General features: G+C 57.5%; 15 protein-coding genes. 11 read left to right on the forward strand and 4 right to left on the reverse strand.

What is annotated here, in order from left to right; translation table 11 throughout:
* Nucleotides 1–72: 72 nt before the first annotated feature.
* The 5 genes from irp1 to fyuA all read left to right on the forward strand — a co-directional run bounded on the left by irp1 (nucleotide 73) and on the right by fyuA (nucleotide 15176).
* Nucleotides 73–9549, forward strand: coding sequence for a yersiniabactin polyketide synthase HMWP1 (irp1, locus tag ABLV12_RS25185; protein WP_348867442.1), 9477 nt, complete (start codon nucleotides 73–75; stop codon nucleotides 9547–9549).
* The gene (locus ABLV12_RS25190; RefSeq protein WP_348867443.1) at nucleotides 9546–10643 is read left to right on the forward strand and encodes a Gfo/Idh/MocA family oxidoreductase; all 1098 of its coding nucleotides are present in this window, start codon (nucleotides 9546–9548) and stop codon (nucleotides 10641–10643) included. The genes irp1 and ABLV12_RS25190 overlap by 4 nt, the downstream gene beginning before the upstream one ends.
* Nucleotides 10640–11443, forward strand: a complete 804-nt coding sequence (locus ABLV12_RS25195) for an alpha/beta fold hydrolase (protein ID WP_348867444.1) — start codon at nucleotides 10640–10642, stop codon at nucleotides 11441–11443. The genes ABLV12_RS25190 and ABLV12_RS25195 overlap by 4 nt, the downstream gene beginning before the upstream one ends.
* Nucleotides 11444–11446: 3 nt before the next feature.
* Nucleotides 11447–13024: an AMP-binding protein gene (locus tag ABLV12_RS25200; protein WP_348867445.1), complete on the forward strand. Its 1578-nt coding sequence runs from the start codon at nucleotides 11447–11449 to the stop codon at nucleotides 13022–13024.
* 130 nt (nucleotides 13025–13154) lie between these two features.
* Entirely contained in the window at nucleotides 13155–15176 is a 2022-nt protein-coding gene (gene fyuA, locus ABLV12_RS25205; RefSeq protein WP_004102110.1) for a siderophore yersiniabactin receptor FyuA, read from the forward strand.
* A 45-nt stretch (nucleotides 15177–15221) separates the two neighbouring features.
* Here fyuA and ABLV12_RS25210 read toward each other — a convergent pair whose 3' ends face one another.
* Nucleotides 15222–15803: a nucleotidyltransferase family protein gene (locus tag ABLV12_RS25210; RefSeq protein ID WP_032746056.1), complete on the reverse strand. Its 582-nt coding sequence runs from the start codon at nucleotides 15801–15803 to the stop codon at nucleotides 15222–15224.
* A gap of 122 nt (nucleotides 15804–15925) precedes the next feature.
* On the opposite strand from ABLV12_RS25210, the gene ABLV12_RS25215 reads away from it, so the two are divergent.
* The 6 genes from ABLV12_RS25215 (at nucleotide 15926) to ABLV12_RS25240 (ending at nucleotide 20645) form a co-directional block, all read left to right on the forward strand.
* Nucleotides 15926–16777, forward strand: a complete 852-nt coding sequence (locus ABLV12_RS25215; protein WP_032704848.1) for a MurR/RpiR family transcriptional regulator — start codon at nucleotides 15926–15928, stop codon at nucleotides 16775–16777.
* A 208-nt stretch (nucleotides 16778–16985) separates the two neighbouring features.
* Nucleotides 16986–17417, forward strand: a complete 432-nt coding sequence (locus ABLV12_RS25220) for a PTS sugar transporter subunit IIA (protein WP_004102113.1) — start codon at nucleotides 16986–16988, stop codon at nucleotides 17415–17417.
* 11 nt (nucleotides 17418–17428) lie between these two features.
* Complete coding sequence (locus tag ABLV12_RS25225) at nucleotides 17429–17899, forward strand: PTS sugar transporter subunit IIB (protein ID WP_004102114.1); 471 nt, start codon at nucleotides 17429–17431, stop codon at nucleotides 17897–17899.
* A 40-nt stretch (nucleotides 17900–17939) separates the two neighbouring features.
* Nucleotides 17940–18734: a PTS sugar transporter subunit IIC gene (locus tag ABLV12_RS25230; RefSeq protein WP_004113116.1), complete on the forward strand. Its 795-nt coding sequence runs from the start codon at nucleotides 17940–17942 to the stop codon at nucleotides 18732–18734.
* Complete coding sequence (locus tag ABLV12_RS25235) at nucleotides 18731–19582, forward strand: PTS system mannose/fructose/sorbose family transporter subunit IID (protein ID WP_004113118.1); 852 nt, start codon at nucleotides 18731–18733, stop codon at nucleotides 19580–19582. Before ABLV12_RS25230 ends, ABLV12_RS25235 begins: the two co-directional genes overlap by 4 nt.
* A 10-nt stretch (nucleotides 19583–19592) precedes the next feature.
* Nucleotides 19593–20645: a tyrosine-protein phosphatase gene (locus ABLV12_RS25240; RefSeq protein WP_238759262.1), complete on the forward strand. Its 1053-nt coding sequence runs from the start codon at nucleotides 19593–19595 to the stop codon at nucleotides 20643–20645.
* A gap of 81 nt (nucleotides 20646–20726) precedes the next feature.
* Here the strand turns inward: ABLV12_RS25240 and ABLV12_RS25245 are convergent, their stop codons facing one another.
* The 3 genes from ABLV12_RS25245 to ABLV12_RS25255 form a co-directional block, all read right to left on the reverse strand.
* Nucleotides 20727–22016 carry an MFS transporter gene (locus ABLV12_RS25245; RefSeq protein WP_016808947.1) on the reverse strand — a complete coding sequence of 430 codons (1290 nt, stop codon included), beginning with the start codon at nucleotides 22014–22016 and terminating at the stop codon, nucleotides 20727–20729.
* A gap of 116 nt (nucleotides 22017–22132) precedes the next feature.
* Nucleotides 22133–22594 (reverse strand): RidA family protein, encoded by a 462-nt coding sequence (locus ABLV12_RS25250; protein WP_017145866.1) that lies wholly within the window; start codon nucleotides 22592–22594, stop codon nucleotides 22133–22135.
* 16 nt (nucleotides 22595–22610) lie between these two features.
* A complete protein-coding gene (locus tag ABLV12_RS25255) occupies nucleotides 22611–23771 on the reverse strand; it encodes a M20 family metallopeptidase (RefSeq protein WP_348867446.1) in 1161 nt (386 codons plus the stop codon).

Raw genomic sequence — 23771 nt, forward strand, 5'->3', positions numbered from 1 at the left:
TTTTTTCCGGGACGCCGTCGCGCAAGCGCGGCGTGCCATTGACTTTGTGACTCTTAGGAAACGAGACCGATTATGGATAACTTGCGCTTCTCTTCTGCGCCGACAGCAGATTCCATTGATGCATCGATCGCTGAACGCTACCCGGACTGCGAACCTGTCGCGGTGATCGGCTACGCCTGCCATTTTCCTGAAGCGCCCGATGGCGAAACGTTCTGGCAAAACGTGCTGGAAGGCCGTGAATGCAGCAGGCGCTTTACCCGCGAGGCGCTGCTGGCCGCCGGTCTGGATGCCACGGTGATTGACGATCCTCATTACGTCAATATCGGGACGGTTTTAGACAACGCCGACTGCTTCGACGCCGCCCTGTTTGGCTACTCGCGGCAAGAAGCCGAATCTATCGATCCGCAGCAGCGGCTGTTTTTGCAGGCGGTCTGGCATGCGCTGGAGCATGCCGGCTATGCCCCCGGCGCCGTCCCCCACAAGACCGGCGTTTTCGCCTCTTCCCGGATGAGCACCTATCCCGGCCGCGAAGCCCTGAACGTCACGGAAGTCGCGCAGGTCAAGGGTCTGCAGTCGCTGATGGGTAATGATAAGGACTATATTGCCACCCGCGCCGCGTATAAGCTCAATCTGCACGGCCCGGCGCTATCGGTACAGACCGCCTGCTCCAGTTCGCTGGTCGCGGTGCATCTGGCCTGCGAAAGCCTGCGCGCGGGGGAATCCGATATGGCGGTGGCCGGCGGCGTGGCGCTCTCTTTCCCCCAGCAGGCGGGCTACCGCTACCAGCCCGGGATGATTTTCTCTCCCGATGGCCACTGTCGCCCTTTTGACGCCTCGGCAGAAGGCACCTGGGCCGGCAACGGTCTCGGCTGCGTGGTACTGCGCCGCCTGAGAGATGCGCTGCTGTCAGAGGATCCGATTATTGCCGTGATCCTCTCCAGCGCGGTCAACAACGACGGTAGCCGAAAAGTGGGTTATACCGCGCCGTCGGTGGCAGGACAGCAAGCGGTCATCGAAGAGGCGTTAATGCTGGCGGCGATCGATGACAGACAGATTGGCTACATTGAAACCCACGGTACCGGCACGCCGCTGGGAGACGCGATTGAAATTGAAGCGCTGCGCAACGTTTATGCGCCCCGCCCGCCGCATCAGCGCTGCGCGCTCGGTTCGGTAAAAAGCAATGTTGGCCATCTGGATACGGCGGCCGGGATTGCCGGGCTGCTGAAAACCGTCCTCGCGGTCAACCGCCGACAAATTCCACCGATGCTAAATTTTGCCACGCCAAACCCGGCGCTCAAGCTCGACGAAAGCCCGTTCACCGTGCCGGTGACGGCCCAGACGTGGCAGGACGAAATACGCTACGCGGGCGTCTCCTCCTTTGGCATTGGTGGCACAAACTGCCACATGATCGTCGCCTCGCTGCCCGATGAGCTCAAATTACCGTTGCCTGGTGCGGATGACGGTAGCAGGAGCACCGCGCTGCTGCTCAGCGCTGCCAGCGACACCGCGTTGCGGCAGCTGGCTACGGACTATGCTCGGGCGCTGAGGGAAAACGCGGATGCCAGTAATCTGGCCTTCACGGCTTTGCGCGCCCGCCGTCTCGATCTCCCCTTTCGTCTGGCGACGGCATTAAATGATGATACCGCCGCTACTCTTAGCGCCTGGGCTGGAGAACAGGCCGGGGCGCCGGTTTATAGCGGCCACGGCGTGAGCGGTAAGCAGGTGTGGCTGTTTACCGGGCAGGGCTCGCACTGGCGGACCATGGGCCACGCCATGTGCCAGCATTCGAAGGTGTTTGCCGACACGCTGGAACGCTGTTTTTCCGCCTGTCGTGAAATGCTCACGCCCTCCCTGCGCGACGCGATGTTTAATCCCGACTCGGCGCAGCTGGAGGAGATGACCTGGGCGCAGCCGGCCATCGTTGCCTTTGAAATCGCCATGGCGGCGCACTGGCGCGCCGAGGGATTGCAGCCGGATTACGCCATCGGTCACTCGGTGGGCGAATTTGCCGCCGCCGTGGTCTGCGGACACTATACGATTGAACAGGTTATGCCGCTGGTTTGCCGCCGCGGGGCGCTGATGCAGCTGTGCGCAAACGGCGCGATGGTGGCGGTGTTCGCGCAAGAAGAGGCGCTGATGCCGCTGGCCCGCCAGTTTGAGCTGGATCTGGCGGCCAACAACGGCACCCGGCATACGGTCTTTTCCGGGCCGGAAGCCCGTATTGCGGAATTTTGCGCCGCGCTTTCGCAGCGTGATATCAGCTATCGTCGCCTGAGCGTTTCCGGCGCGGCGCACTCCGCCTTACTGGAGCCGATACTCGATCGTTTTCAGGACGCCTGCGCCGGGCTGCACGCAGAGCCCGGGCAGCTACAGCTTATTTCCACCCTCACCGCCGCGGCCATAGATGCGTCGACGCTCAATCAGGCGGATTACTGGCGCCGCCATATGCGCCAGCCGGTGCGCTTTATCCAGAGTATTCAGGCGGCGCACAAGCTCGGCGCCCGCGTTTTTGTAGAGATGGGACCCGATGCCCAGCTGATTGCCTCCGGACAGCGCGAATACCGGGATAACGCCTACTGGATAGCCAGCGCCCGCCGTAACCAGGAGGCGAGCGCTGTCCTGAATCAGGCGCTGCTCCAGCTGTACGCCGCTGGCGTCACCCTGCCGTGGGCAGACTTACTGGCGGGCAATGGGCAACGTATCTCTGCGCCACGCTATCCGTTCGCGACCGAGCGTTACTGGAAAGAGCACGTTTCCAACGTCTGCGAGCCTGACGACGTCGTGCTGTCCGCTGGCGCTGAGGTGGCGAGTCGCGCCGCGGCAGCGCTCGATCTTCCCCGGCTGGAAGCGCTTAAACGCTGCGCCACGCGGCTACACGCCATCTATGTCGATCGGCTGGTACAACGCTGTGCGGACGATGCCATTGCCAGCGGCGTCGACGCCATGACCATTATGCGCCGCGGCCGTCTGCTGCCGCGCTACCAGCAGCTGCTTCAACGCCTGCTGAATAACTGCGTGGCCGACGGCGACTACCGCTACGCTGACGGGCGTTATTTCCGCGCCCGCCCGATTGAACATGAGCAGAGGGAAGCTCTGCTGGCGGAGCTTGCTGGCTATTGTGAAGGTTTTCAGGCTATTCCCGAGACCATCGCCCGCGCCGGCGAACGGCTGTATGAAATGATGAGCGGCGAGGAAGAGCCGGTGGCGATCATCTTCCCGCAGGGCGCCTCCGACGGCGTGGAGGTCCTCTATCAGGAATTCAGCTTTGGCCGCTATTTCAACCAAATCGCCGCCGGTATCTTACGCGGTCTCGTCCAGACGCGTCAGCCCCAGCGCCCTTTACGAATCCTGGAAGTCGGCGGTGGTACCGGCGGCACCACCGCGTGGCTGCTGCCGGAACTCAACGGCGTTCCGGCGCTGGAGTACCACTTCACCGATATCTCCGCCCTGTTTACCCGCCGCGCCCAGCAGAAATTCGCCGACTATGGCTTTGTGCGCTACCACGAACTGGATCTCGAAAAAGAGGCGCAGTCCCAGGGGTTCCAGGCAAACTCATACGATCTTATCGTGGCGGCGAACGTAATCCACGCCACTCGCCATATTGGCCGCACGCTCGATAATCTGCGCCCTCTGCTCAAACCGGGCGGACGCCTGCTGATGCGCGAAATCACCCAGCCAATGCGTCTGTTTGATTTCGTTTTTGGCCCGCTGGTGCTTCCGCTCCAGGATATCGACGCCCGCGAAGGCGAGCTCTTCCTCACCCCCCAACAGTGGCAGCAGCAGTGTCGCCGTGCCGGATTCAGCAAAGTGACGTGGCTACCGCAGGAGGGTAGCCCGACCGCCGGTATGAGCGAACATATCATTCTCGCCACGCTGCCCGGTCAGGGGATATCCTCGTCATCAGCATCCGCACTGGGGCAGACGTTGCCGGATAATGCTGATGATCTCGCCGACTGGTCCGATTGCGCGGGTCAGCCGGAACGGTTTAACGCCCGCTGGCAGGAGGCCTGGCGGCGGCTCTCAGCGCGGCACGACAACAATTCCCCCGTGGAACCGCCCCAGGTCATCCCCCCGCAGTGGCTGGGGGAGGTGCGCTTAAGCTGGCGAAACGCCGCCTTTTCCCGCGGCGAGATGCGCGTGGAAGCCCGTCATCCTGATGGCGAGTGGCTGCCGCTGGCTCCCGCCGCGCCTGTTCCTGCGCCGCAGACGCATTATCAATGGCGCTGGACGCCCTTCAGCGCCGCCAGCGATGGCCGCCCACTGGCATTTCGCTTCAGCGCCGGTACGCTTGCGCACGAAAATGAGCTGGCGCAATGCGGTATCCTTCACGATCCGCAGGCCGCTTCGGTGCTCATGATTGTCGAGGAGAGCGAACAGACGCTGGCGTTAGCGAAACAAGTGAAGGAAGCCCTGACCACCGGCGCCGGAGGATTGATTGCGATCACTCGCCGCGCGTGGCAGGTTGAGGAGAATGAGGCGCTCGCCGCGTCTCATCACGCTCTGTGGGCTTTGCTTCGCGTCGCGGCCAATGAACAGCCGGAACGCTTGATTGCCGCCATCGATCTGGCCGAAAACACGCCATGGGAAACGCTGCGTCAGGGATTGAGCACCGTCTCCCTTTCTCAGCGCTGGCTCGCCGCAAGGGGCAACGCCCTCTGGCTCCCCTCCCTGGCGCCGAATCCAGGGCGCGCCGCCGATCTTCCGGCAAATGTCTTCGCTGGCGATACCCGCTGGCATCTGGTGACCGGCGCGTTTGGCGGATTGGGCCGCCTTGCCGTTAACTGGCTCAAGGAAAAAGGGGCGCAACGTATTGCCCTGCTGGCGCCGCGCGTGGATGCCTCCTGGCCGGGCGACATCGAGGGCGTGCAAATCCGCGTCTGCCGTTGTGATGTTGGCAACGCCCGACAGCTGACCAGGGTTCTCGATAAGCTGGCGGGCGATGGCGGCATTGCCGGGGCGATCCACGCCGCAGGCGTATTGGCTGATGGGCCGCTGCAGGATCTGGACGATCGCCAGCTGGCCGCGGTTTTCGCGGTGAAAGCGCAGGCGGCAGACCAGCTGCGGCAAAGCCTGAGCGACCACAACGCACGCTATCTTATTCTTTACTCCTCCGCAGCCGCCGCCCTCGGCGCGCCGGGTCAAAGCGCCCATGCGCTGGCCTGCGGCTATCTGGACGGGCTGGCGCGGCAACATACTTCTGATGATACTCCGAAAACGATAACCATTGCCTGGGGCGCCTGGGGGGAAAGCGGTCGGGCGGCCACGCCGGAAATGCTGGCGACGCTGGCCAGCCGCGGCATGGGCGCGTTAAGCAATGCCGAAGGCTGCTGGCATCTGGAACAGGCGGTGATGCGCGGTGCCCCATGGCGGCTGGCGATGCGTGTTTTCAGCGACAACATGCCTCCGCTACAACAGGCCCTGTTCCATAGCGGGTCCGCAGAAAAAGCCGCAGTGCCGGTCAGCCCTCCTGCGGATGACAACGTCTTTAACGGCAGCCTGAGCGATGAAACGGCGGTAATGACATGGCTGAAAAAACGCATCGCAGTTCAGTTACGGCTAAGCGATCCGGCATCGCTGCAGGCAAATCAGGATCTGTTGCCGCTGGGCATGGATTCGCTGCTCTTTCTTGAGCTCAGTAGCGATATTCAGCACTACCTGGGCGTGCGCATCAATGCGGAATGGGCGTGGCAGGATCTGTCGCCGCGCGGGCTCACGCAGCTTATCTGTTCTATACCAGAGAAGACGCCTGCCGCTTCGCAGCCGGAAGCGTTACGGCACGACGCCGATGAGCGTTATGCCCCCTTCCCTCTGACGCCGATTCAGCACGCCTACTGGCTGGGAAGAACCCATCTTATTGGTTATGGCGGCGTTGCCTGTCACGTGCTGTTTGAGTGGGATAAACGCCACGATGAACTCGACCTCTCCCTACTGGAGAAAGCATGGAACCAGCTTATTGCCCGTCACGATATGCTGCGAATGGTGGTGGATGCCGACGGCCAACAGCGCGTTCTGGCGACAACCCCGACGTATCGCATCCCGCGCGACGATCTGCGCGCGCTCTCCCCGCAGGAGCAGCGCCTGGCGCTGGAAAAACGGCGGCAGGAACTGAGCTATCGCGTTTTACCCGCCGACCAGTGGCCTCTTTTTGAACTGGTGGTCAGCGAAATCGACGATTGTCGCTATCGCCTGCACATGAACCTCGATCTTCTGCAGTTCGATGTGCAGAGTTTTAAAGTTATGATGGACGATCTGGCGCAGGCCTGGCGCGGAGAGACGCTGGCGCCGCTCGATATCACCTTTCGCGATTATGTGATGGCTGAACAGGCGCGCCGGCAGACGGCGGCATGGCACGATGCCTGGGAGTACTGGCAGGAAAAACTACCGCAGTTACCCCTGGCGCCGGAACTGCCGGTGGTGGAGACGCCGCCGGAAACTCCACACTTCACCACGTTCACCTCAACGATCGGCAAGCCTGCGTGGCAGGCCGTTAAGCAGCGCTGGCAGCAGCAAGGGCTCACCCCTTCTGCCGCGCTGCTCACGCTGTTTGCCGCCACCCTCGAGCGCTGGAGCCGTACCGCTGAATTTACCCTGAACCTGACTTTCTTTAATCGCCAGCCGGTTCATCCGCAAATCAACCAGTTGATTGGTGATTTTACCTCCGTCACGCTGGTCGATTTTAACTTCACCGCGCCGGCGACGCTGCAAGAGCAGATGCAACGAACCCAGCAGCGCCTGTGGCAGAACATGGCGCACAGCGAAATGAACGGCGTCGAGGTGATCCGCGAGCTGGGGCGCCTGCGCGGATCGCAGCATCAACCGCTGATGCCGGTGGTGTTTACCAGCATGCTGGGAATGACGCTGGAAGGCATGGCTATCGATCGGGCGATGAGTCGTCTGTTCGGTGAACCCTGCTATGTGTTCACGCAAACGCCGCAGGTCTGGCTGGATCATCAGGTCATGGAGAGCGATGGCGAGTTGACGTTTAGCTGGTACTGCATGGATAACGTGCTGGAGCCGGGCACAGCGCAAGCCATGTTTACAGACTATTGCGCCATCCTGCAGGCTGCTATTGCCAGCCCTGAAAGCCTGCAGACGATGGCCTGCGGTATTGCCGAACAGAACCCGCGCCGCCGCTGGCCGCTCAACGCGCAGACGGACTACGATTTGCGGGATATTGAGCAGGCGACGCTGGACTATCCCGGTATCCAGCGGGCCAGAGCGGAACTAAGCGAAAATGGCGCATTAACGCTGGATATCGTCATGGCCGAGGGGCCGTCCCCCTCCGCGCTCGCCCCGGCTGAGCGCGATCTCGCCTCGCTGGCGCTGCCGTTGCCTGAGCAGGCGCAACTTGATGAACTGGACACGACCTGGCGCTGGCTGGAGGCGCGTGCGCTACGAGGGATCGCCGACACGCTGACTCGCCATGGTTTATTCACCTCGCCGGAGAGCGCCCATCGCTTTAGCGAAATTGTACAGGCGCTGGCCGCGCAGGGGGCCCGGCGACGTCTGCTGCGCCAGTGGCTACAGTGTCTGACGGAAAGAGAATGGTTGGCCCGCGAGGGGGATAGCTGGCGCTGCCGCATGGCGTTCAGCGAGATCCCCGGGCCGCAGGATGCCTGCCCGCCAACCCAATGGAGTCAGGCGCTGGCGCAGTATCTGGACGCCTCTATTTCCCGCCACGACGACCTTTTCTCCGGGCAGTGTTCGCCGCTGGAACTGCTGTTCAATGAGCCGTTGCGCGTAACCGACGCGCTGTATCGCGAAAACCCCGCCAGCGCCTGTCTGAATCGCTATGCTGCACAGATTGCCGCCCTGTGCGGCGCAGAACACATCCTTGAGGTGGGCGCCGGAACCGCAGCCACCGCGGAGCCGGTGCTGAAGGCCACGCAAAGCACGCGACGTTCATACCATTTCACCGATGTCTCCACGCAGTTCCTCAACGATGCCCGGAGCCGTTTCCACGATCAATCGCGGGTTTCTTACGCCTTATTCGACATTAACCAGCCGCTGGATTTCGCCGCCCATCCGGCAGAAGGATACGACCTGATTATTGCCGTCAATGTGCTTCACGACGCCAGTCATATCGTTCAGACGTTGCGCCGATTAAAGCTGCTGCTGAAAACCGGCGGACGTTTGTTGATCGTCGAGGCGACGGAGCGAAACAGCGTATTCCAGCTGGCGAGCGTCGGCTTTATCGAGGGATTGAGCGGATACCGTGATTTCCGCCGCCGGGATGAGAAACCCATGCTCGCCCGTTCGGCGTGGCAGGAAGTGCTTGCGCAAGCCGGGTTTTTCAACGAGCTGGCGTGGCCGACGCAGGAATCCTCGCCGCTGCGCCAGCATCTGCTGGTCGCGCGTTCGCCTGGCGTGAATCGACCGGATAAAGCAGCCGTAAGACGCTATCTGCAGCAGCGTTTTGGCTCCGGCCTGCCCGCATTACGGATTCGCCAACAAGAAGCGTTACTTGCGCCGCTGCGTACCCCGTCCGTTGCGCAGATTGCCCCAGCCGAATCGACCCCGGTCGCCGGGGGCGATCCGACGCTGGAAAAACAGGTCGCTGAACTCTGGCAATCGCTGCTTTCTCGCCCCGTGGCCAGACATCACGACTTTTTTGCGCTGGGCGGCGACAGTCTGATGGCGACAAGGATGGTCGCGCAGCTGAACCGCAGAGGAATTGCCAGCGCCAGCCTTCAGGATCTGTTCACCCATTCAACGCTCAGCGACTTCTGCGCCCATCTGCAGGCCTGTTCGTCGGCAGAGGACAATCCTGTGCTCATTTGCCACGGCGCGGGTGATGAAACGTTGTTTGTTTTCCACGCTTCCGACGGCGATATCAGCGCCTGGCTGCCGCTTGCCCGGGCGCTGGACAGGCGCGTATTCGGCCTGCAGGCAAAATCGCCGCAGCGTTTTGCCACGCTTGATCGGATGATCGATGAGTATGTCGCATCCATCCGTCGCCAGCAGCCACACGGCCCCTATGTGCTGGCGGGATGGTCGTACGGCGCTTTTCTTGCAGCTGGCGCCGCGCAGCGTCTGTACGCCAAAGGCGAGCAGGTACGGCTGGCGTTAATCGATCCCGTGTGTCGACAGGATTTTCGTTGCGCCAACCGGACGGCCCTGCTGCGGCTGTTAGCCGAAGGGAATACGCCGCTGGCGCTGCCGGAACATTTTGACCGGCTGACGCCCGCCCGCCAGCTTGCCGTCTTCATCGACCTTGCCAGAACGGCGGGAATGGTGCCGCAAAACCTGACGCGGCAAGCGGCAGAAACGTGGATCGACAACATCGCGCATCTGCTGCGTTTACTGGCCGGGCATAAGCCGGGCGAAGCCGTTGCGCTTCCCTGCCTCATCCTGCATGCCGTAATGAGACCCGCGCGCTGGACGCCAGCGGAGACCGAATGGCGGGCCTGGATGGACCGCGCCGACCGCTATGCGATTAAAGCCAGTCACTGGCAAATCATGCTGGAGCCCCCCCACGTTCAGGCTTGCGCGCAGCATATCCAGCGCTGGCTTGGCGCAACCTCAACGCAACCGGAGAACACCTTATGATGCCGTCCACCTTCGACAAACAACGCGTACTGATTGTGGGCGCCAAATTCGGCGAAATGTACCTCAACGCCTTTATGCAGCCCCAGGAGGGGCTCGAACTGGTTGGCCTGCTGGCCCAGGGAAGCCCGCGCGCAAAAGAGCTGGCCCAGGCGTTTGGTATCCCGCTGTATACCTCGCTCGAACAGATCAAGGAGATGCCGGATATCGCCTGTATCGTCGTGCGCTCGACCGTCGCCGGCGGGAGCGGAACGCAGCTTGCCCGGCACTTTTTAACTCACGGCGCGCACGTTATTCAGGAGCATCCCCTCCACCCGGATGATGTCCGTTCATTACAAGCGCTGGCGCAGGAACAGGGGCGTTGCTATTGGGTCAATACGTTTTATCCGCACGCGCTTGCCGGTCGCGTGTGGCTCAGGGACGCGGAGCAGTTACGTCGCTGTCTGGATCAGGGGCCGTCGATTGTCCATGCCACCACCAGCCGGCAGTTGCTCTACTCCACTCTCGATTTATTGCTGCTGGGTCTGGGCGTGGATGCCGCCAGCGTGGCGTGCGAAGTGGTCGGCAGCTTCAGCGACTTTCACTGTCTGAGACTCTACTGGCCGGAGGGAGAGGCGTGCCTGCTGCTTCAGCGCTATCTCGATCCTGACGATCCGGATATGCACAGCCTGATTATGCACCGTCTGCTGCTGGGATGGCCGGAAGGATATCTTTCGCTGGAGGCGAGCTACGGCCCCGTCATCTGGTCATCCAGCCTGTTTGTCGCCGAACATCAGGAGAATGCTCACAGCCTCTACCGCAGACCGGAGATCCTGCGCGACCCGCCGGGTCAGACGCGCAGCCCGGCGCCCCTGAGCTGGCGTGATTGCTGTGAAACCGCCGGGCCTGAGGGCGTCGGAAGATTACTCCATCAGCTGCGCAGCCATCTGGCGGGCGAAAATGCGCCTGCCGCCTGCCACGGCGCTCATCAGCTGGCGGTGTCGTACCTATGGCAGCAGATTTTACGCGCGACCGGCAATGCCGAGATCCGTCACCTGAAGCCGCCGCGTCATGAACGGTTAACGGCTTTCTACCGCCACGATGAGGAGTCCCGATGATGCAATCTGCCATGTGTACTCCGTTATGGCCCGCCCGCAGCGCCAGTACGGCGCATCTGGTGATGTGCCCCTTCGCGGGCGGCAGCAGTAGCGCGTTTCGCTGCTGGCGAGAGCAGCCTATGGCGGACATCGCGCTTTCCCTGGTAACCTGGCCGGGACGCGATCGCCTGCGCCATCTGACGCCGCTCAACAGCATTATGCCGCTGGCGGTACGGCTGGCGAACGAACTGCAACAGAACGTATCTCCTGACGCGCCGCTGCTGCTCGCCGGGCACAGTATGGGCGCGCAGGTGGCGTTTGAAACCTGTCGCCTTCTGGAGCAACGAGGACATGCGCCGCATGGCCTGATTATTTCGGGGTGCCATGCTCCTCACCTCCATTCCGAACGCCGACTCAGCCATCGCGATGATGCCGACTTTATCGCTGAGCTGATAGATATTGGCGGATGTTCGCCTGAGCTGCGGGAAAACGAGGAGTTAATATCGCTGTTTCTTCCCCTCCTGCGCGCCGATTTTTACGCCACCGAGCATTATCACTACGAATCGCCCGATCGCGCCTCGCCGCTGCGCACGCCTGCGCTGCTCATATGCGGCAGCCGCGACCGCGAAGCCTCCCGGCAGCAGGTCGACGCCTGGCGTCAGTGGCTGACCCACGTTACCGGGCCGGTTACAATCGACGGCGATCACTTCTATCCCATTCAACAATCCCGCGCCTTCTTTACGCAGATTGTCCGCCATTTTCCCGACGCATTTTCGACGCTGACCGCTGTGCAAAAACAGTCCAGTACTTCTGAAAGGTGACGCATGCACGCTTCTTTTAACACTCTGATTGAACAGTATCCCTTACCTATTGCCGCACAGCTGCGCTGCTGGGCGGCGCGTTATTCCACGCAAACAGCGCTCGTTGATGACGGGGGTGCGCTAACCTACAGCGAGCTTGATGTCCGGGTCGACCAGCTTGCCGCAGGGTTAGACTCGCTGGGGTTGCGTTCAGGGCAGCATGTGATTGTGCAGCTTCCAAACGGCAACGCCTTCGTGATCCTGTTGTTCGCCTTGTTAAGACTCGGCGCGATCCCCGTTCTGGCGATGCCCTCCCAGCGGGAGCTGGATATCGACGCGCTGATCGCGCTGGCGCAACCCGTCGCTTATTTTATTCACGGGGAAAACCATGCAGGGCTGGCCCGCCAGATGATGCATAAACACGCCTGCTTGCGTCATGTTCTGACCATTGAACAATGCGCAGATGACGATTTTACGCCGCTGTTCTCGCTGCGCGGCGAGCTTCAGGCGTGGCGGCAGCCCGAGGTTTCCGCCACCGCGCTGCTGCTGCTTTCAGGCGGCACCACCGGGACGCCAAAGCTTATTCCGCGACGGCACGCCGACTATAGCTATAACTTCAGCGGCTCTGCCGAACTGTGCGGCATCAACGCCCAAAGCGTATATCTCGCCGTCCTTCCCGTGGCGCATAATTTTCCGCTGGCCTGTCCCGGTATTCTGGGAACGCTTGCCTGCGGCGGGAAGGTGGTGCTGACCAACAGCGCCAGCTGCGATGAGGTGATGCCATTAATCGCCGAATGCCGGGCGACGCACGTCGCGCTGGTGCCGGCCCTGGCGCAGCTCTGGGCGCAGGCCAGAGAGTGGGAAGAGAGCGATCTCTCTTCGCTGCGCGTCATTCAGGTTGGCGGCGCCCGCCTCGATCCGACGCTGGCAGAGCAGATTATCGCCACCTTTAACTGCACCCTGCAGCAGGTATTCGGCATGGCGGAGGGGCTGCTTTGCTTTACCCGTCTCAACGATCCGCTGGTCAGCGTTCTCCATAGCCAGGGGCGCCCGCTATCTCCCCTGGATGAAATTCGCGTCGTTGACGAAGAAGAGAACGACGTTGCGCCTGGCGAAACCGGACAGTTATTAACGCGCGGCCCTTACACGATTTCGGGCTATTATCGCGCTCCCGAGCACAATGCCCGGGCCTTTACCGCGCAAGGATTTTACCGTACGGGCGATAATGTCAGGCGCGATGAGGCGGGAAACCTGTACGTTGAGGGACGCATAAAAGAGCAGATCAACCGCGCCGGAGAGAAAATTGCCGCGGCGGAAGTGGAAGCGGCGCTGATGCGTCTGGAGGCGGTAAAGGATTGCGCCGTGGTTGCCGCGCCGGACACGCTGCTTGGCGAGCGAATTTGCGCGTTTATCATCGCGCAGCAGACGCCATTTGACTATCAACAGTTGCGTCACCAGCTAACCCAGCTGGGGCTCAGCGCGTGGAAAATTCCGGACCAAATTGAGTTTCTGACCCACTGGCCGCTCACCGCCGTCGGCAAGGTAGATAAAAAACGCCTGACGGCGCTCGCCACCGAGCGTTGTCGCCAGACGTCACAATAAGCGCAACCCTACCCGAAACAGGTGGAAATAAACCCGTTTCGGGTAGCAGCACAATTAGAAATAGTTATCATTTTCAATTCACCGTTGTGGCTATTTTTGGCGTTTCGCCGTTTTACAGGGACTCATAACAATGAAAATGACACGGTTTTACCCTCTGATTGTGGGAGGGTTTCTGCTCCCGGGCATGGCTCATGCCCAGACTGCACAGCAAGACGAAACCACGCTGGTGGTCACCGCCAGTAAACAGTCTTCCCGCTCGGCATCAGCCAATAACGTCTCTTCTACCGTTATCAGCGCGACGGAGTTAAGCGACGCAGGCGTTACCGCCAGCGACAAACTCCCCCGAGTATTGCCCGGACTCAATATTGAAAATAGCGGCAATATGCTTTTTTCAACGATCTCGCTTCGCGGCATCTCTTCTGCCCAGGACTTCTATAACCCTGCCGTCACCCTGTATGTCGACGGGGTTCCCCAGCTATCTACTAACACCATCCAGGCGCTAACCGATGTGCAAAGCGTGGAGCTGCTGCGGGGTCCCCAGGGAACCTTGTATGGCAAAAGCGCTCAGGGCGGGATTATCAACATCGTCACGCAGCAGCCGGACAGTACCCCGCGCGGCTATATTGAAGGCGGCGTCAGCAGCCGCGACAGCTATCGTAGCAAGTTCAACCTGAGCGGCCCTCTTCAGGATGGTCTGCTCTATGGCAGCGTAACGCTGTTACGCCAGGTTGATGACGGCGAGATGATTAACCCTGCGACGGGAAGCGATGATTTAGGCGGCACCCGCGCCAGCATAGGGAATGTGAAACTGCGTCTGGCGCCGGACGACCAGCCCTGGGAAATGGGGTTTGCCGCCTCGCGCGAATGTACTCGCGCGACACAGGATGCCTATGTGGCATGGAATGATATTAAGAGCCGTAAACTGTCGATCGACCCGGGGTCGCCGGACCCATATATGCGGCGCTGCACTGACAGCCAGACGCTCAGCGGGAAATACAGCACCGAGGACTGGGTTTTCAATCTGATCGGTGCCTGGCAGCAGCAGAATTATTCGCGCACTTTTCCTTCCGGCTCGTTGATCGTCAATATGCCCCAACGCTGGAATCAGGATGTGCAGGAGCTACGCGCCGCGACTCTCGGCGAGACGCGGACCGTGGATATGGTGTTCGGATTGTACCGGCAGAATACCCGGGAGAAGCTAAATTCAGCCTACGATATGCCGACCATGCCCTATTTAAGCAGCACCGGCTACACCACCGCCGAAACGCTGGCCGCCTACAGCGATCTGACCTGGCATTTAACCGATCGTTTTGACATCGGCGGCGGCGCGCGTTTCTCACATGATAAAGCCAGCACGCAGTATCACGGCAGTATGCTCGGTAACCCCTTTGGCGATCGTGGTAAAAGCAGTGATGACCACGTGCTCGGACAGCTCTCCGCAGGCTATATGCTGACCGACGACTGGCGGGTGTATACCCGCGTAGCGCAGGGATATAAACCTTCCGGATATAATATCGTGCCTACCGCAGGCCTTGATGCCAGGCCGTTCAGCGCGGAAAAATCCATCAACTACGAAATTGGCACCCGCTACGAGACCGCCGACGTCACGCTGCAAGCCGCGACGTTTTATACCCACACCAAAGATATGCAGCTCTACTCTGGTCCGGTCGGGATGCAGACCTTAAGCAACGCGGGGAGAGCCGACGCCACCGGCGTTGAGCTTGAGGCAAAATGGCGGTTTGCGCCCGGCTGGTCATGGGACATCAATGGCAACATGATCCGTTCCGAATTCACCAATGACAGTGAGCTGTATCACGGCAATCGGGTGCCGTTTGTTCCGCGTTACGGCGCGGGGAGCAGCGTGAACGGCATGATTGATACCCGTTATGGGGCGCTGATGCCCCGACTGGCGGTGAATCTGGTGGGACCGCATTATTTCGATGGCGATAACCAGCTGCGGCAAGGGACTTACGCCACCCTCGACAGCAGCCTGGGCTGGCAGGCGACTGAACGGATGAATATTTCCGTCTATGTCGATAATCTGTTCGATCGCCGTTACCGTACCTACGGCTATATGAACGGCAGCAGCGCTGTCGCGCAGGTCAATATGGGCCGCACCGTGGGGATCAATACGCGCATTGATTTCTTCTGACAATCGATAGAGGGGGGCGATTAGCGCATCCCCTTCACCGCTGACTCACCGCTGGGTTTGACCGCCTCCGGTCGGGAGCATAAGCTGCAGAACAGGATAGCGTTCCAGCCAGCGTTTTTCCGCCACGCGCTGGCGGAAAATATTCAGCTTATCGCCCTCAAATTCCGGCGTTGGCCGCAGGCGACGTTCAAACAGATCGTCGAGTCCGTAAGGCGCAATGACCTCAATAAGGCCAGAGCGCCCTATTCTGACCGCGATGGCCGTCGCCGTCTCAGGCCAGTAGCTAAGTGCATTCTCCGTTGAATGATAAGGTTGATTACCGTTACGCTGGTGCATTCTGGCCTGATTCTTCACCGACCAGTTAAAGGCGGGTGACCGTTGGCAAAGCCCCGCTTCCAGCGCGTTATCGTGGGCAGCACTGCAGCTTTTCGGATCGAACCAGACAACATCCACATCACCCGAAACCGGCCTTTGACCGTATCCGTGCAGATGATCCCAAACCGCATCTCTGACCAGGCCGGCACCGATCCAGCCATCGTTGAGTTCGAGCGCCTGAACGGCATAAAGCGCCTCCATTCTGAGCGGATCGCTGAATAATAATCTCTGTAATTCGTCCTGATATTTCATTCTTCGCCTGGTGCCGTCTGATTGCCTGGCGACAAATCTGCCTGATGGCAGAGTGGTTATCAACCTTCCGATTATCTTGTATGATGGCGAACAATTATCGTCTCACTTTTAAAGGTGGCCAGGTGCTTGATCTAAAGCTAAGAGAAGTGAATAACAATCTGTCCGCCAAAGAGCGTCTTGTCGCCGACTATATTCTGGCGAATAAGCCGCTGCTAAAAAGCATGAGCATTCAGACCCTGGCCAAAGCGAATGATGTCAGCACCACAACCATCCTGCGTCTCTGCCACAAACTCGGCTATCAGGGTTTCAGCGATCTTAAAATTGATCTGATCACCTCTTCTGGTCATCCCCAGCACGACAAGGTTTTACAGGAGGATATCAATCTTGATGACTCTGTAGAGAGCGTCAATCATAAAATCCAGCTGATTGAAAAATCCTCCATTGATGAGACCCATGCCATCGTGAATATCGAACAGCTAGAGCTGGCGATAGCGCTGATCAGGAAGAGTAATAAGATCGTGATTTACGGTGCCGGCAGCAGCGGACTCGTCGGTAAAGAGCTGGAGTATCAGCTCATCAAAATAAAGAAAGACGTGAGCTGTCACGCGGATTACAGTATTCAGTACAGCATCGTCAATACGCTGGATGAGCATGACCTGGTGATTATTCTCTCCCATTCCGGCGAAAACCTGGAAAGCGTTAAGCTGCTGACCATGGCTCAGCAGCTGGGCGTTCCGTCAATTGCTATCACCAAAATGGGGCAAAGCCGCATCTCTGCTCTCGCTACCGTTCTGTTACACACCATTACCAGCGAAAGCGTATCTCGCCTGATCCCTATCCGTTCAAAAATGTCGCAGCTCTCGGTTATCAATATGCTGGTGACGAATCTCTTTATTCAGCAATACGACGATCGCCTGCTGAAACAAACCCAAAACCGCGCCCAGCGTTTCTACAATCAGAATCACAAATCCTGACGAATAACGCGCTCCAGCCTCCTGCCCTTGCCGTGCCTGCGGCGCCGTAAACCCAACACGGCGCTGAATAACTGAAGAGTGATCACCCTCGCAGAATGAATAAATGGGACTTCTGTCCTGTGTATTCCCTCACCTTAAAGTAATACTATTACTAACATCGAAACAATAAATAGTAACAATGTCACTCAACGTCAGTCCGGGAGAACGTATGCAAACTGAAATTCCTGTCATTCTGGTCAGCCACGGTCCTTTTGCCCAGGGGGCGCTTTCCTGTGCGGAAATGCTTATCGGTGAACAGCGCAACGTGTCGGTGATTTCGCTGCAGCCTGAGGCCAATATCAGCGATGTGCGCGCCACGCTGCTCGAAACCTATCTCTCGGTCAATAAGGGAAACGGCGTGGTGATACTGGTCGATATGATGGGCGGTTCGCCATGCAACCTGGCGAGCGAGCTCTTTTTGACCTATCCGGACATCCTGCTGTTCTGCGGGTTCAATATCCCGACGCTGCTGGAAGTGCTCAGCAATCGTGATTTACCGCGCGATGAGATTGCAACAATTATTGAAGACGTTTTCCCGGGTAGCTGTTTTAACGTCGGAAAAACGTTACACGCTGAATACACACAATCGACCGATCTGTAGGGGAAATAAATATGCCGATTAATCTCGCAAGAATTGATGACCGTCTGATTCACGGCCAGGTTATTACCACGTGGGTAAAAAACCACGATATCGAACAAGTGCTCATCATCAACGATAAAGTCGCTGGCGACAAAATACAGCAATCGGTTTTAACCATGTCCGCGCCGCCGGAATTAAAGGTACAGGTATTCGGCGTGCAGAAATTTATCGAAATCCTGCAAAAAACGGAAATTAAAAGACGCACCATGCTGCTGTTCACTAACAGTATTGATGTAAACACGCTCGTTGAAAACGGGGTGAAAATCGACAAACTCAACGTCGGCGGCATGCGAATGCAGGAAGGCAGAAAGAGTCTTTCCCGCGCCGTCGCGGTAACGCCGGAAGAAGAACAAGCCTTTAAATCGCTAATAGCCAGGAATATACCGGTGGAAATACAGATGGTGCCCAAAGATCCGGTAGTTGATCTGCAAACGTTAATTTAACGCCAGCGCGTATGACGACTTTTAAAACAGGGAATACTCTATGTTAATTGAAGCTTTTCTGGTCGCCATCTGGGCAGGGATCTGCTCACTGGACGACGTCGGGCCGCAGATGCTACGCCGCCCGCTTCTGACGGGAACCGTTGCTGGAATTATTATGGGCGATACGGTTCAGGGGCTGGCGATCGCCGCCACGCTGGAGCTGATGTGGATGGGGATCGGCAACGTCGGGGCCTATTCCGCGCCCGACATTATTGCCGGATCAATCATCGGCGTCGCTCTGGGCATTTCCTCCAAAGGCGGTATCGCTGCGGGCATCGCCCTCGCCGTCCCGGTGTCGATACTCTGCCAGCAGCTTCTTATCATCTGGCGCTCTTTCGCCAGTTTCCTGAACGTATGGGCGGAGAAGTCCATTCAGGAGGGTGACTATGGTAAGCTGCTGAAAGTCCATTATTTCTCTACGCCGCTGTGGTTTCTGATCCGCGCCGTCCCCTGCTTCCTGGCCGTCTATTTTGGCGGGGACCTGGTGGGTCGGATTCTGGCCGCCATCCCGGAAAGTATTCTGACCGGTATGGGCGTTGCCGCCAAAATGATCCCGGCCATCGGCGTCTGTATCCTCCTCTTAATGCTGCTGAAAGGCCGGATGTGGTTCTTCTTTCTGCTTGGCTTCATGCTCACCACCTATCTGAAGCTGCCGATCATTCCCATTACCTTTATCGCTCTGGCTTTTGCCGTGCTCTATGACATGGCCTACAGCAATGGTCAGAAGGCCGAGAGTTCACCTGCGGAAAAAGAGCAGCAGTCCACTACCGACACTGAAGAAGGATATGACTTATGAGCGATATCGCCTCTTATCGGGTGGCCGAAACCGCAACCCAGGACAAAAAACTGACTAAGCAGGATCTAAACCGTATTTTCTGGAATATCCAGTCAATGTCCTTTTCTTATAACTATGAGAAGTTACAAACCATCGGCTTTGCGCATTGCATGATTCCGGTGCTTGAGCGACTCTACGCTGATGCCGATAAAGCAACGCGCATTAAAGCCATGAAGCGCCACCTTGAGTTTTACAACTCACAGGTGAATACCGGCGCGCTGATCCTTGGCGTCACCGCCGCGCTGGAGGAAAAAACCTCGGAAGAAGAAAAAGAAGCCGTGGTGTCGGTAAAAGCCGGGCTGATGGGCCCCTTTGCCGGTCTCGGGGATAGCTTACTCAAATTTACCTGGCTGCCAATCTGCGGCAGTATCGGGGCGGCCTTTGCGCTTCAGGGCAATATTATTGGCCCTCTTCTGATGTTCATCCTGTTTAATATCGTTAACGTCGGCTCAAAATATTTCTTTATCCACTATGGCTATAACAAGGGCGTAGACTTAATCGAGCAGTCGAAAAACTCGAACATTATCCAGCGTATCTCCAACATCGCCAACGTGGTCGGCGTGATGGTGCTGGGGTCGTTAATAGCGACAACCGTGAAAATATCAACTCCGCTGGTTATTGCGGTTGGCGAGCAGTCGATAAAAGTGCAGGAGATGTTCGATAAAGTTATTCCTAACTTGCTGACCCTGCTATTTGCGCTGGGTATCTTTTTCCTCGTCAAAAAATTTAAGGGCAAACATACCGTCGCGCTCATCATCGGCATGATGTGCATCGGCGTCATTTGTTCGATGTTGGGAATTTTAAATTAAGGGAAGATGTATGAATGAAACACCGCAGTTTTCCGTTATTCGTCATAATCATACGCAGCTTGAAATTCATTTTTCCAAAGCATTAGATAACGCCACGCTCTACTGGACGCGAGACCGCGATATTCACACCGCCGAGCGTAACTTGATTACCGATCGTATCTCAGGTCCGGTATATTTTGATGACCCTTTGCAGGCGCGGCAGCGTATCTATTTTATCGTGGAACATGCGCAAAATTCATGGTTGTTTGGCGAAAGAACCCTGCCGATATCCGGTATAAATAATTTCAGGGATATCGGAGGATATCGCGGTGCAGGCGGCAAAAGGGTTAAATGGGGCCTGCTCTATCGCTCCAACCATCTGTATAATTTGACGCCGCAGGCTCAGGCCTACCTGGAAGGCCTGGAGGTAAAAACCATTATCGATTACCGCAGCGCCAACGAAATCGCGAAAAGCCCCAACGGCTTTATCGGGGAAAATAAGACCTTCCACCTGGATGCCACGGCGCAAACCGCAGAGCTGGCGGCCCAGTTTGCCGCCGAACCCAGCAATGAGGATCGCGCGCTGATCGAGAGCGTTATACGCGATATACCGGCGGAACTGATTAACGGTCAGGGAGGCCAGGTCATTGAGCAGTACAGGCATTTTGTACTCAGCGACAAGTCAAAAAAAGCCTTTAAGGCGATGATTAACGTCCTGCTTGACCCGGGCAATGCGCCGAATATTCAGCATTGTCGTGGGGGCAAAGATCGCACCGGCTATGGCGCTTTATTGATACTCTCCATGCTTGGCGTTTCTGAACAGGATATTATCGCCGACTACATGCTGACCGGCGCAAACCGCCTGGCGCGAAATAATGTGAAGATGACCGCCTATCGACAAATTACCGATAATCAGGATGTACTCGATTACTTACTTACCCTGATCGATACCCGGGAGGCATTTATCGTTGAAACACTGAACACCATGAAGGCACTCTCCGGCAGCGTTAATGCTTATATTAAAAATGAGCTTGGCTTTACCGACGCTGACTTTATTAAAATGCAAGAAAACTATTTACAGTAGTCCCTCGCGCTAACTGGAAAAACTGGTAGAAATAAGCCTCCAGTTCAGGCTGGAGGCCTGGGTGTGTCTGTCAGTTAACCATCATGAACAGGACGCTGCCGCCGGGTCCACAATCGGTTTATTCACCATAAAGAAGTAAACCAGCGAAGCCATAAAAGCGATGACCGAAGAGGCCACCAGCGCCAGGGTAAATGAACCGGTATTATCCAGAATCATTCCGGTAATAATTGGCGCAAACGACCCTCCGATAAAACCGCCGAAGTTCTGAATGCCGCTCACCGAGGTTATCAGCCGTGACGGTACCGACACCAGGATCAGTCCCCATGCCGAGGTACCGGCAAAGTGAATGGAGAAGAGCGCCATACTAATGCAGGCGACCGCCATAAACGTACTGTCAGTATAAGCGGCAGGGAGCGTAAAGCCGGCAGCGCAAAGCAGGCCAAGGCAGATCATCCATTTACGGCTCTTCATTTTATCCGCGCCGCGCTTCATCACCCAGTCGGCTACGGCGCCGTTAACCAGCATACCGGCAGCGCCAAACAGGAACGGAATAGCCGCTACCCAACCGGTTTTTTCCAGGCTCAGGCCGCGGGACATTTCGAGATAAGAAGGCAGCCAGGTGAGGAATAACCAAACCATGTAGCCGACGCCGTTGAAACCGATGATCATTCCCCACATCGATTTTTGCTTAAACAGACCGGCCCAATCCCTCAGGGTCACCTTTTCCTTGCTGGAAGGAGGCGTCTCCTCTTCCAGGTGCGCGATGTCTTCTGCCGACAGGCCGGCATCTTCCCGGTTGCGATAGAACATAAACCAGAGGATAGAAAGAATAATACCGCTCACCCCGATGATGATGAACATCATGCGCCAGCCGAAAGCCAGCATCATGGCGATCAGCAGCGGCGGCGCCAGCGCCTGCGCCAGGGTTGATGACATATTCACAATCCCCATCGGCACGCCGCGCTGACGGATGTTATACCAGTCATTAACGACTTTTACGCCGGTAGGCAGGTGCGGCGACTCCCCTATGCCGAGAACGATACGGGCGACAATCATCTGGCTGAAGGAGCCGACAAACCCCAGCGCGGTCTGAGCTGCGGACCACAGGAAGATACCAAAGCCATACACCTTTTTAACGCCGAACCGTTCCATCACCATGCCAATCGGCAGCTGGCACAGCGCATAGCCAAAGGAGAATACCGAGAGCAACAATCCCATTTCCGTTGCCGTCAACCCCATCTCTTCACGGATAGTGGTATTGGCAATCGAAAGTGAGGTTCTGTCGAGGAAGTTAATAATACCCGCCACGAGCAAAAACAATAATGCCATGATTTGCAAACGCTTCAGGCGAGAGCTTGCTTGACTGGACATATATTATCCTTTTGTAATGTTAACCACGGCAGCATTCTGCACGGCGCAGAATAATGCCGTCACAGGGACCCGGATATATTCCCGGAGGAAAGATAAATGTTAAATACTAAATAAATTTAATCTTTAATTTCAAAAATAAGTTCAATTTCAACGGGCGTATTAAAAGGCAGCGTGTTGGTACCAATTGCTGAACGCGCATGTTTACCCGCTTCACCAAATATTGCGATCAGTAAATCCGAAGCGCTATTCATCACCAACGGCTGGTCTTTGAAAACGTCTGCACTCTGCACGAAACCGAGCATTTTAACGCAGCCAGCCACGCGATTGAGGTCGCCCAGGTAGCTTTTCAGGGATGAGAGAATATTGATGATGCACTGGCGCGCGGCAGCCTGCCCCTGCTCTATCGTGAGTTCCCTGCCGAGGGTTCCTTGATAAAGTAATTCCCCGTTGACCCGACAATCATTACCTGACGAGTACAATAAATTTCCCGTCTGTTTTATGGGCACATAAGAAAATTTAGGCGGTACAGGCGCGCTGAGCACTATACCCAATTCGGTTAATCGCTGTTCAATATTCATGGTAATTCCCTGATATTTATTTGAGTAAAGATAATGCCAGTGCGGTATATATTTGCGCGGCCTGATGCAGCTCTTCGATTTTGACATATTCATCTTTGACGTGCGCCTGAGCTAAATCACCGGGGCCGAGAATGATGGTCGGGATCTGGCAGCCTACGGAGAAGAACGGCGCTTCACAGGTGGCGTCGAAAATCGTTTTTTTGGCCGCGCCGGTGAGCGCTTCTACCGTCTGAAAAGCGGCTTCCACCAGCGGATGCGTCTCTGCAATAGACGAGGCCGGAATATACAGATAGTTTTCGAGGTCGTAGTCGTGCTGCGGTTTTAGTCCTGAGTCGCTAAGCGATCTTTGCAGGCTTTCGTTAATTTCATTACGTCTTTCTTCCGGCAGTACCCTGCGGTCGATTTCAATAACGCAAGATTGCGGGACAATATTCGGCGCGCTGCCGCCGGTAATGGTGGTCACCAGCATAGAGGCGTTGCCCAGTAAATCGTGATGCTTTTGCTTCACCTGCTGACACTCTGCCAGCACCCCCGGCAGGAGCCGCGCCATTTTGTCGATGGCGCTGTCCGGATTACGCGTCTTTGCCGCATGACCGGCGGTGCCGTGCGTGGTCAAGCGGGTTCGGCTCACCCCTTTATGCGCCACGCAGATCTCCAGCGAGGTCGGCTCGCCGATAACGGCGTAATCTGCCTCGACGCCCTGCGCCACAAAATGTTCCATCCCCAGGTTGATGCGCTCTTCATCAACGTTGAACAGTAAAATAATTTCACCGTTGAACGCGTACTGCCGTCGCTGAATCAGGATCGCCGCGTACATCATTGCCGCAACGCCGGATTTCATATCTGCCGCCCCGCGGCCAATAATACGGTCACCATCAATGACGGCGGCAAAGGGATCCACCGACCACCCTGCGCCGCATGGCACCACGTCAGAGTGTCCGTTAAGGATCAGCCGCTTGCCTGGCCGCTGCCCTTTGAGTCGGGCAATCACGTTCGGCCGCTCTTCTACCGCCTCCTGTACTTCAACGTCAATGCCTTCGCCGCGTAATACATCAGCAATGAACAGCGCGACCGCTTTTTCATTGCCCGGCGGGTTTTCCGACGGGTGCTGTATCAGGCTGCACAGGAGCGTAGTCAACTCCTGCCGTTCATCGGCAGTTAATTCAGTATCGGTCAT

It is taken from the genome of Klebsiella sp. CN_Kp100 (assembly GCF_040065315.1).
Classification (GTDB): Bacteria; Pseudomonadota; Gammaproteobacteria; order Enterobacterales; family Enterobacteriaceae; genus Klebsiella; species Klebsiella oxytoca.

Bases quoted from the DNA above. Each gene is read 5' to 3' on its own strand.
- ABLV12_RS25190 (WP_348867443.1), top strand. From the start codon at position 9,546: ATGATGCCGTCCACCTTCGACAAACAACGCGTACTGATTGTGGGCGCC.
- irp1 (WP_348867442.1), top strand. From the start codon at position 73: ATGGATAACTTGCGCTTCTCTTCTGCGCCGACAGCAGATTCCATTGAT.
- ABLV12_RS25255 (WP_348867446.1), bottom strand. From the start codon at position 23,771: ATGACCGATACTGAATTAACTGCCGATGAACGGCAGGAGTTGACTACG.
- ABLV12_RS25245 (WP_016808947.1), bottom strand. From the start codon at position 22,016: ATGTCCAGTCAAGCAAGCTCTCGCCTGAAGCGTTTGCAAATCATGGCA.
- fyuA (WP_004102110.1), top strand. From the start codon at position 13,155: ATGAAAATGACACGGTTTTACCCTCTGATTGTGGGAGGGTTTCTGCTC.
- ABLV12_RS25195 (WP_348867444.1), top strand. From the start codon at position 10,640: ATGATGCAATCTGCCATGTGTACTCCGTTATGGCCCGCCCGCAGCGCC.
- ABLV12_RS25235 (WP_004113118.1), top strand. From the start codon at position 18,731: ATGAGCGATATCGCCTCTTATCGGGTGGCCGAAACCGCAACCCAGGAC.
- ABLV12_RS25200 (WP_348867445.1), top strand. From the start codon at position 11,447: ATGCACGCTTCTTTTAACACTCTGATTGAACAGTATCCCTTACCTATT.
- ABLV12_RS25210 (WP_032746056.1), bottom strand. From the start codon at position 15,803: ATGAAATATCAGGACGAATTACAGAGATTATTATTCAGCGATCCGCTC.
- ABLV12_RS25230 (WP_004113116.1), top strand. From the start codon at position 17,940: ATGTTAATTGAAGCTTTTCTGGTCGCCATCTGGGCAGGGATCTGCTCA.
- ABLV12_RS25240 (WP_238759262.1), top strand. From the start codon at position 19,593: ATGAATGAAACACCGCAGTTTTCCGTTATTCGTCATAATCATACGCAG.
- ABLV12_RS25250 (WP_017145866.1), bottom strand. From the start codon at position 22,594: ATGAATATTGAACAGCGATTAACCGAATTGGGTATAGTGCTCAGCGCG.
- ABLV12_RS25220 (WP_004102113.1), top strand. From the start codon at position 16,986: ATGCAAACTGAAATTCCTGTCATTCTGGTCAGCCACGGTCCTTTTGCC.
- ABLV12_RS25225 (WP_004102114.1), top strand. From the start codon at position 17,429: ATGCCGATTAATCTCGCAAGAATTGATGACCGTCTGATTCACGGCCAG.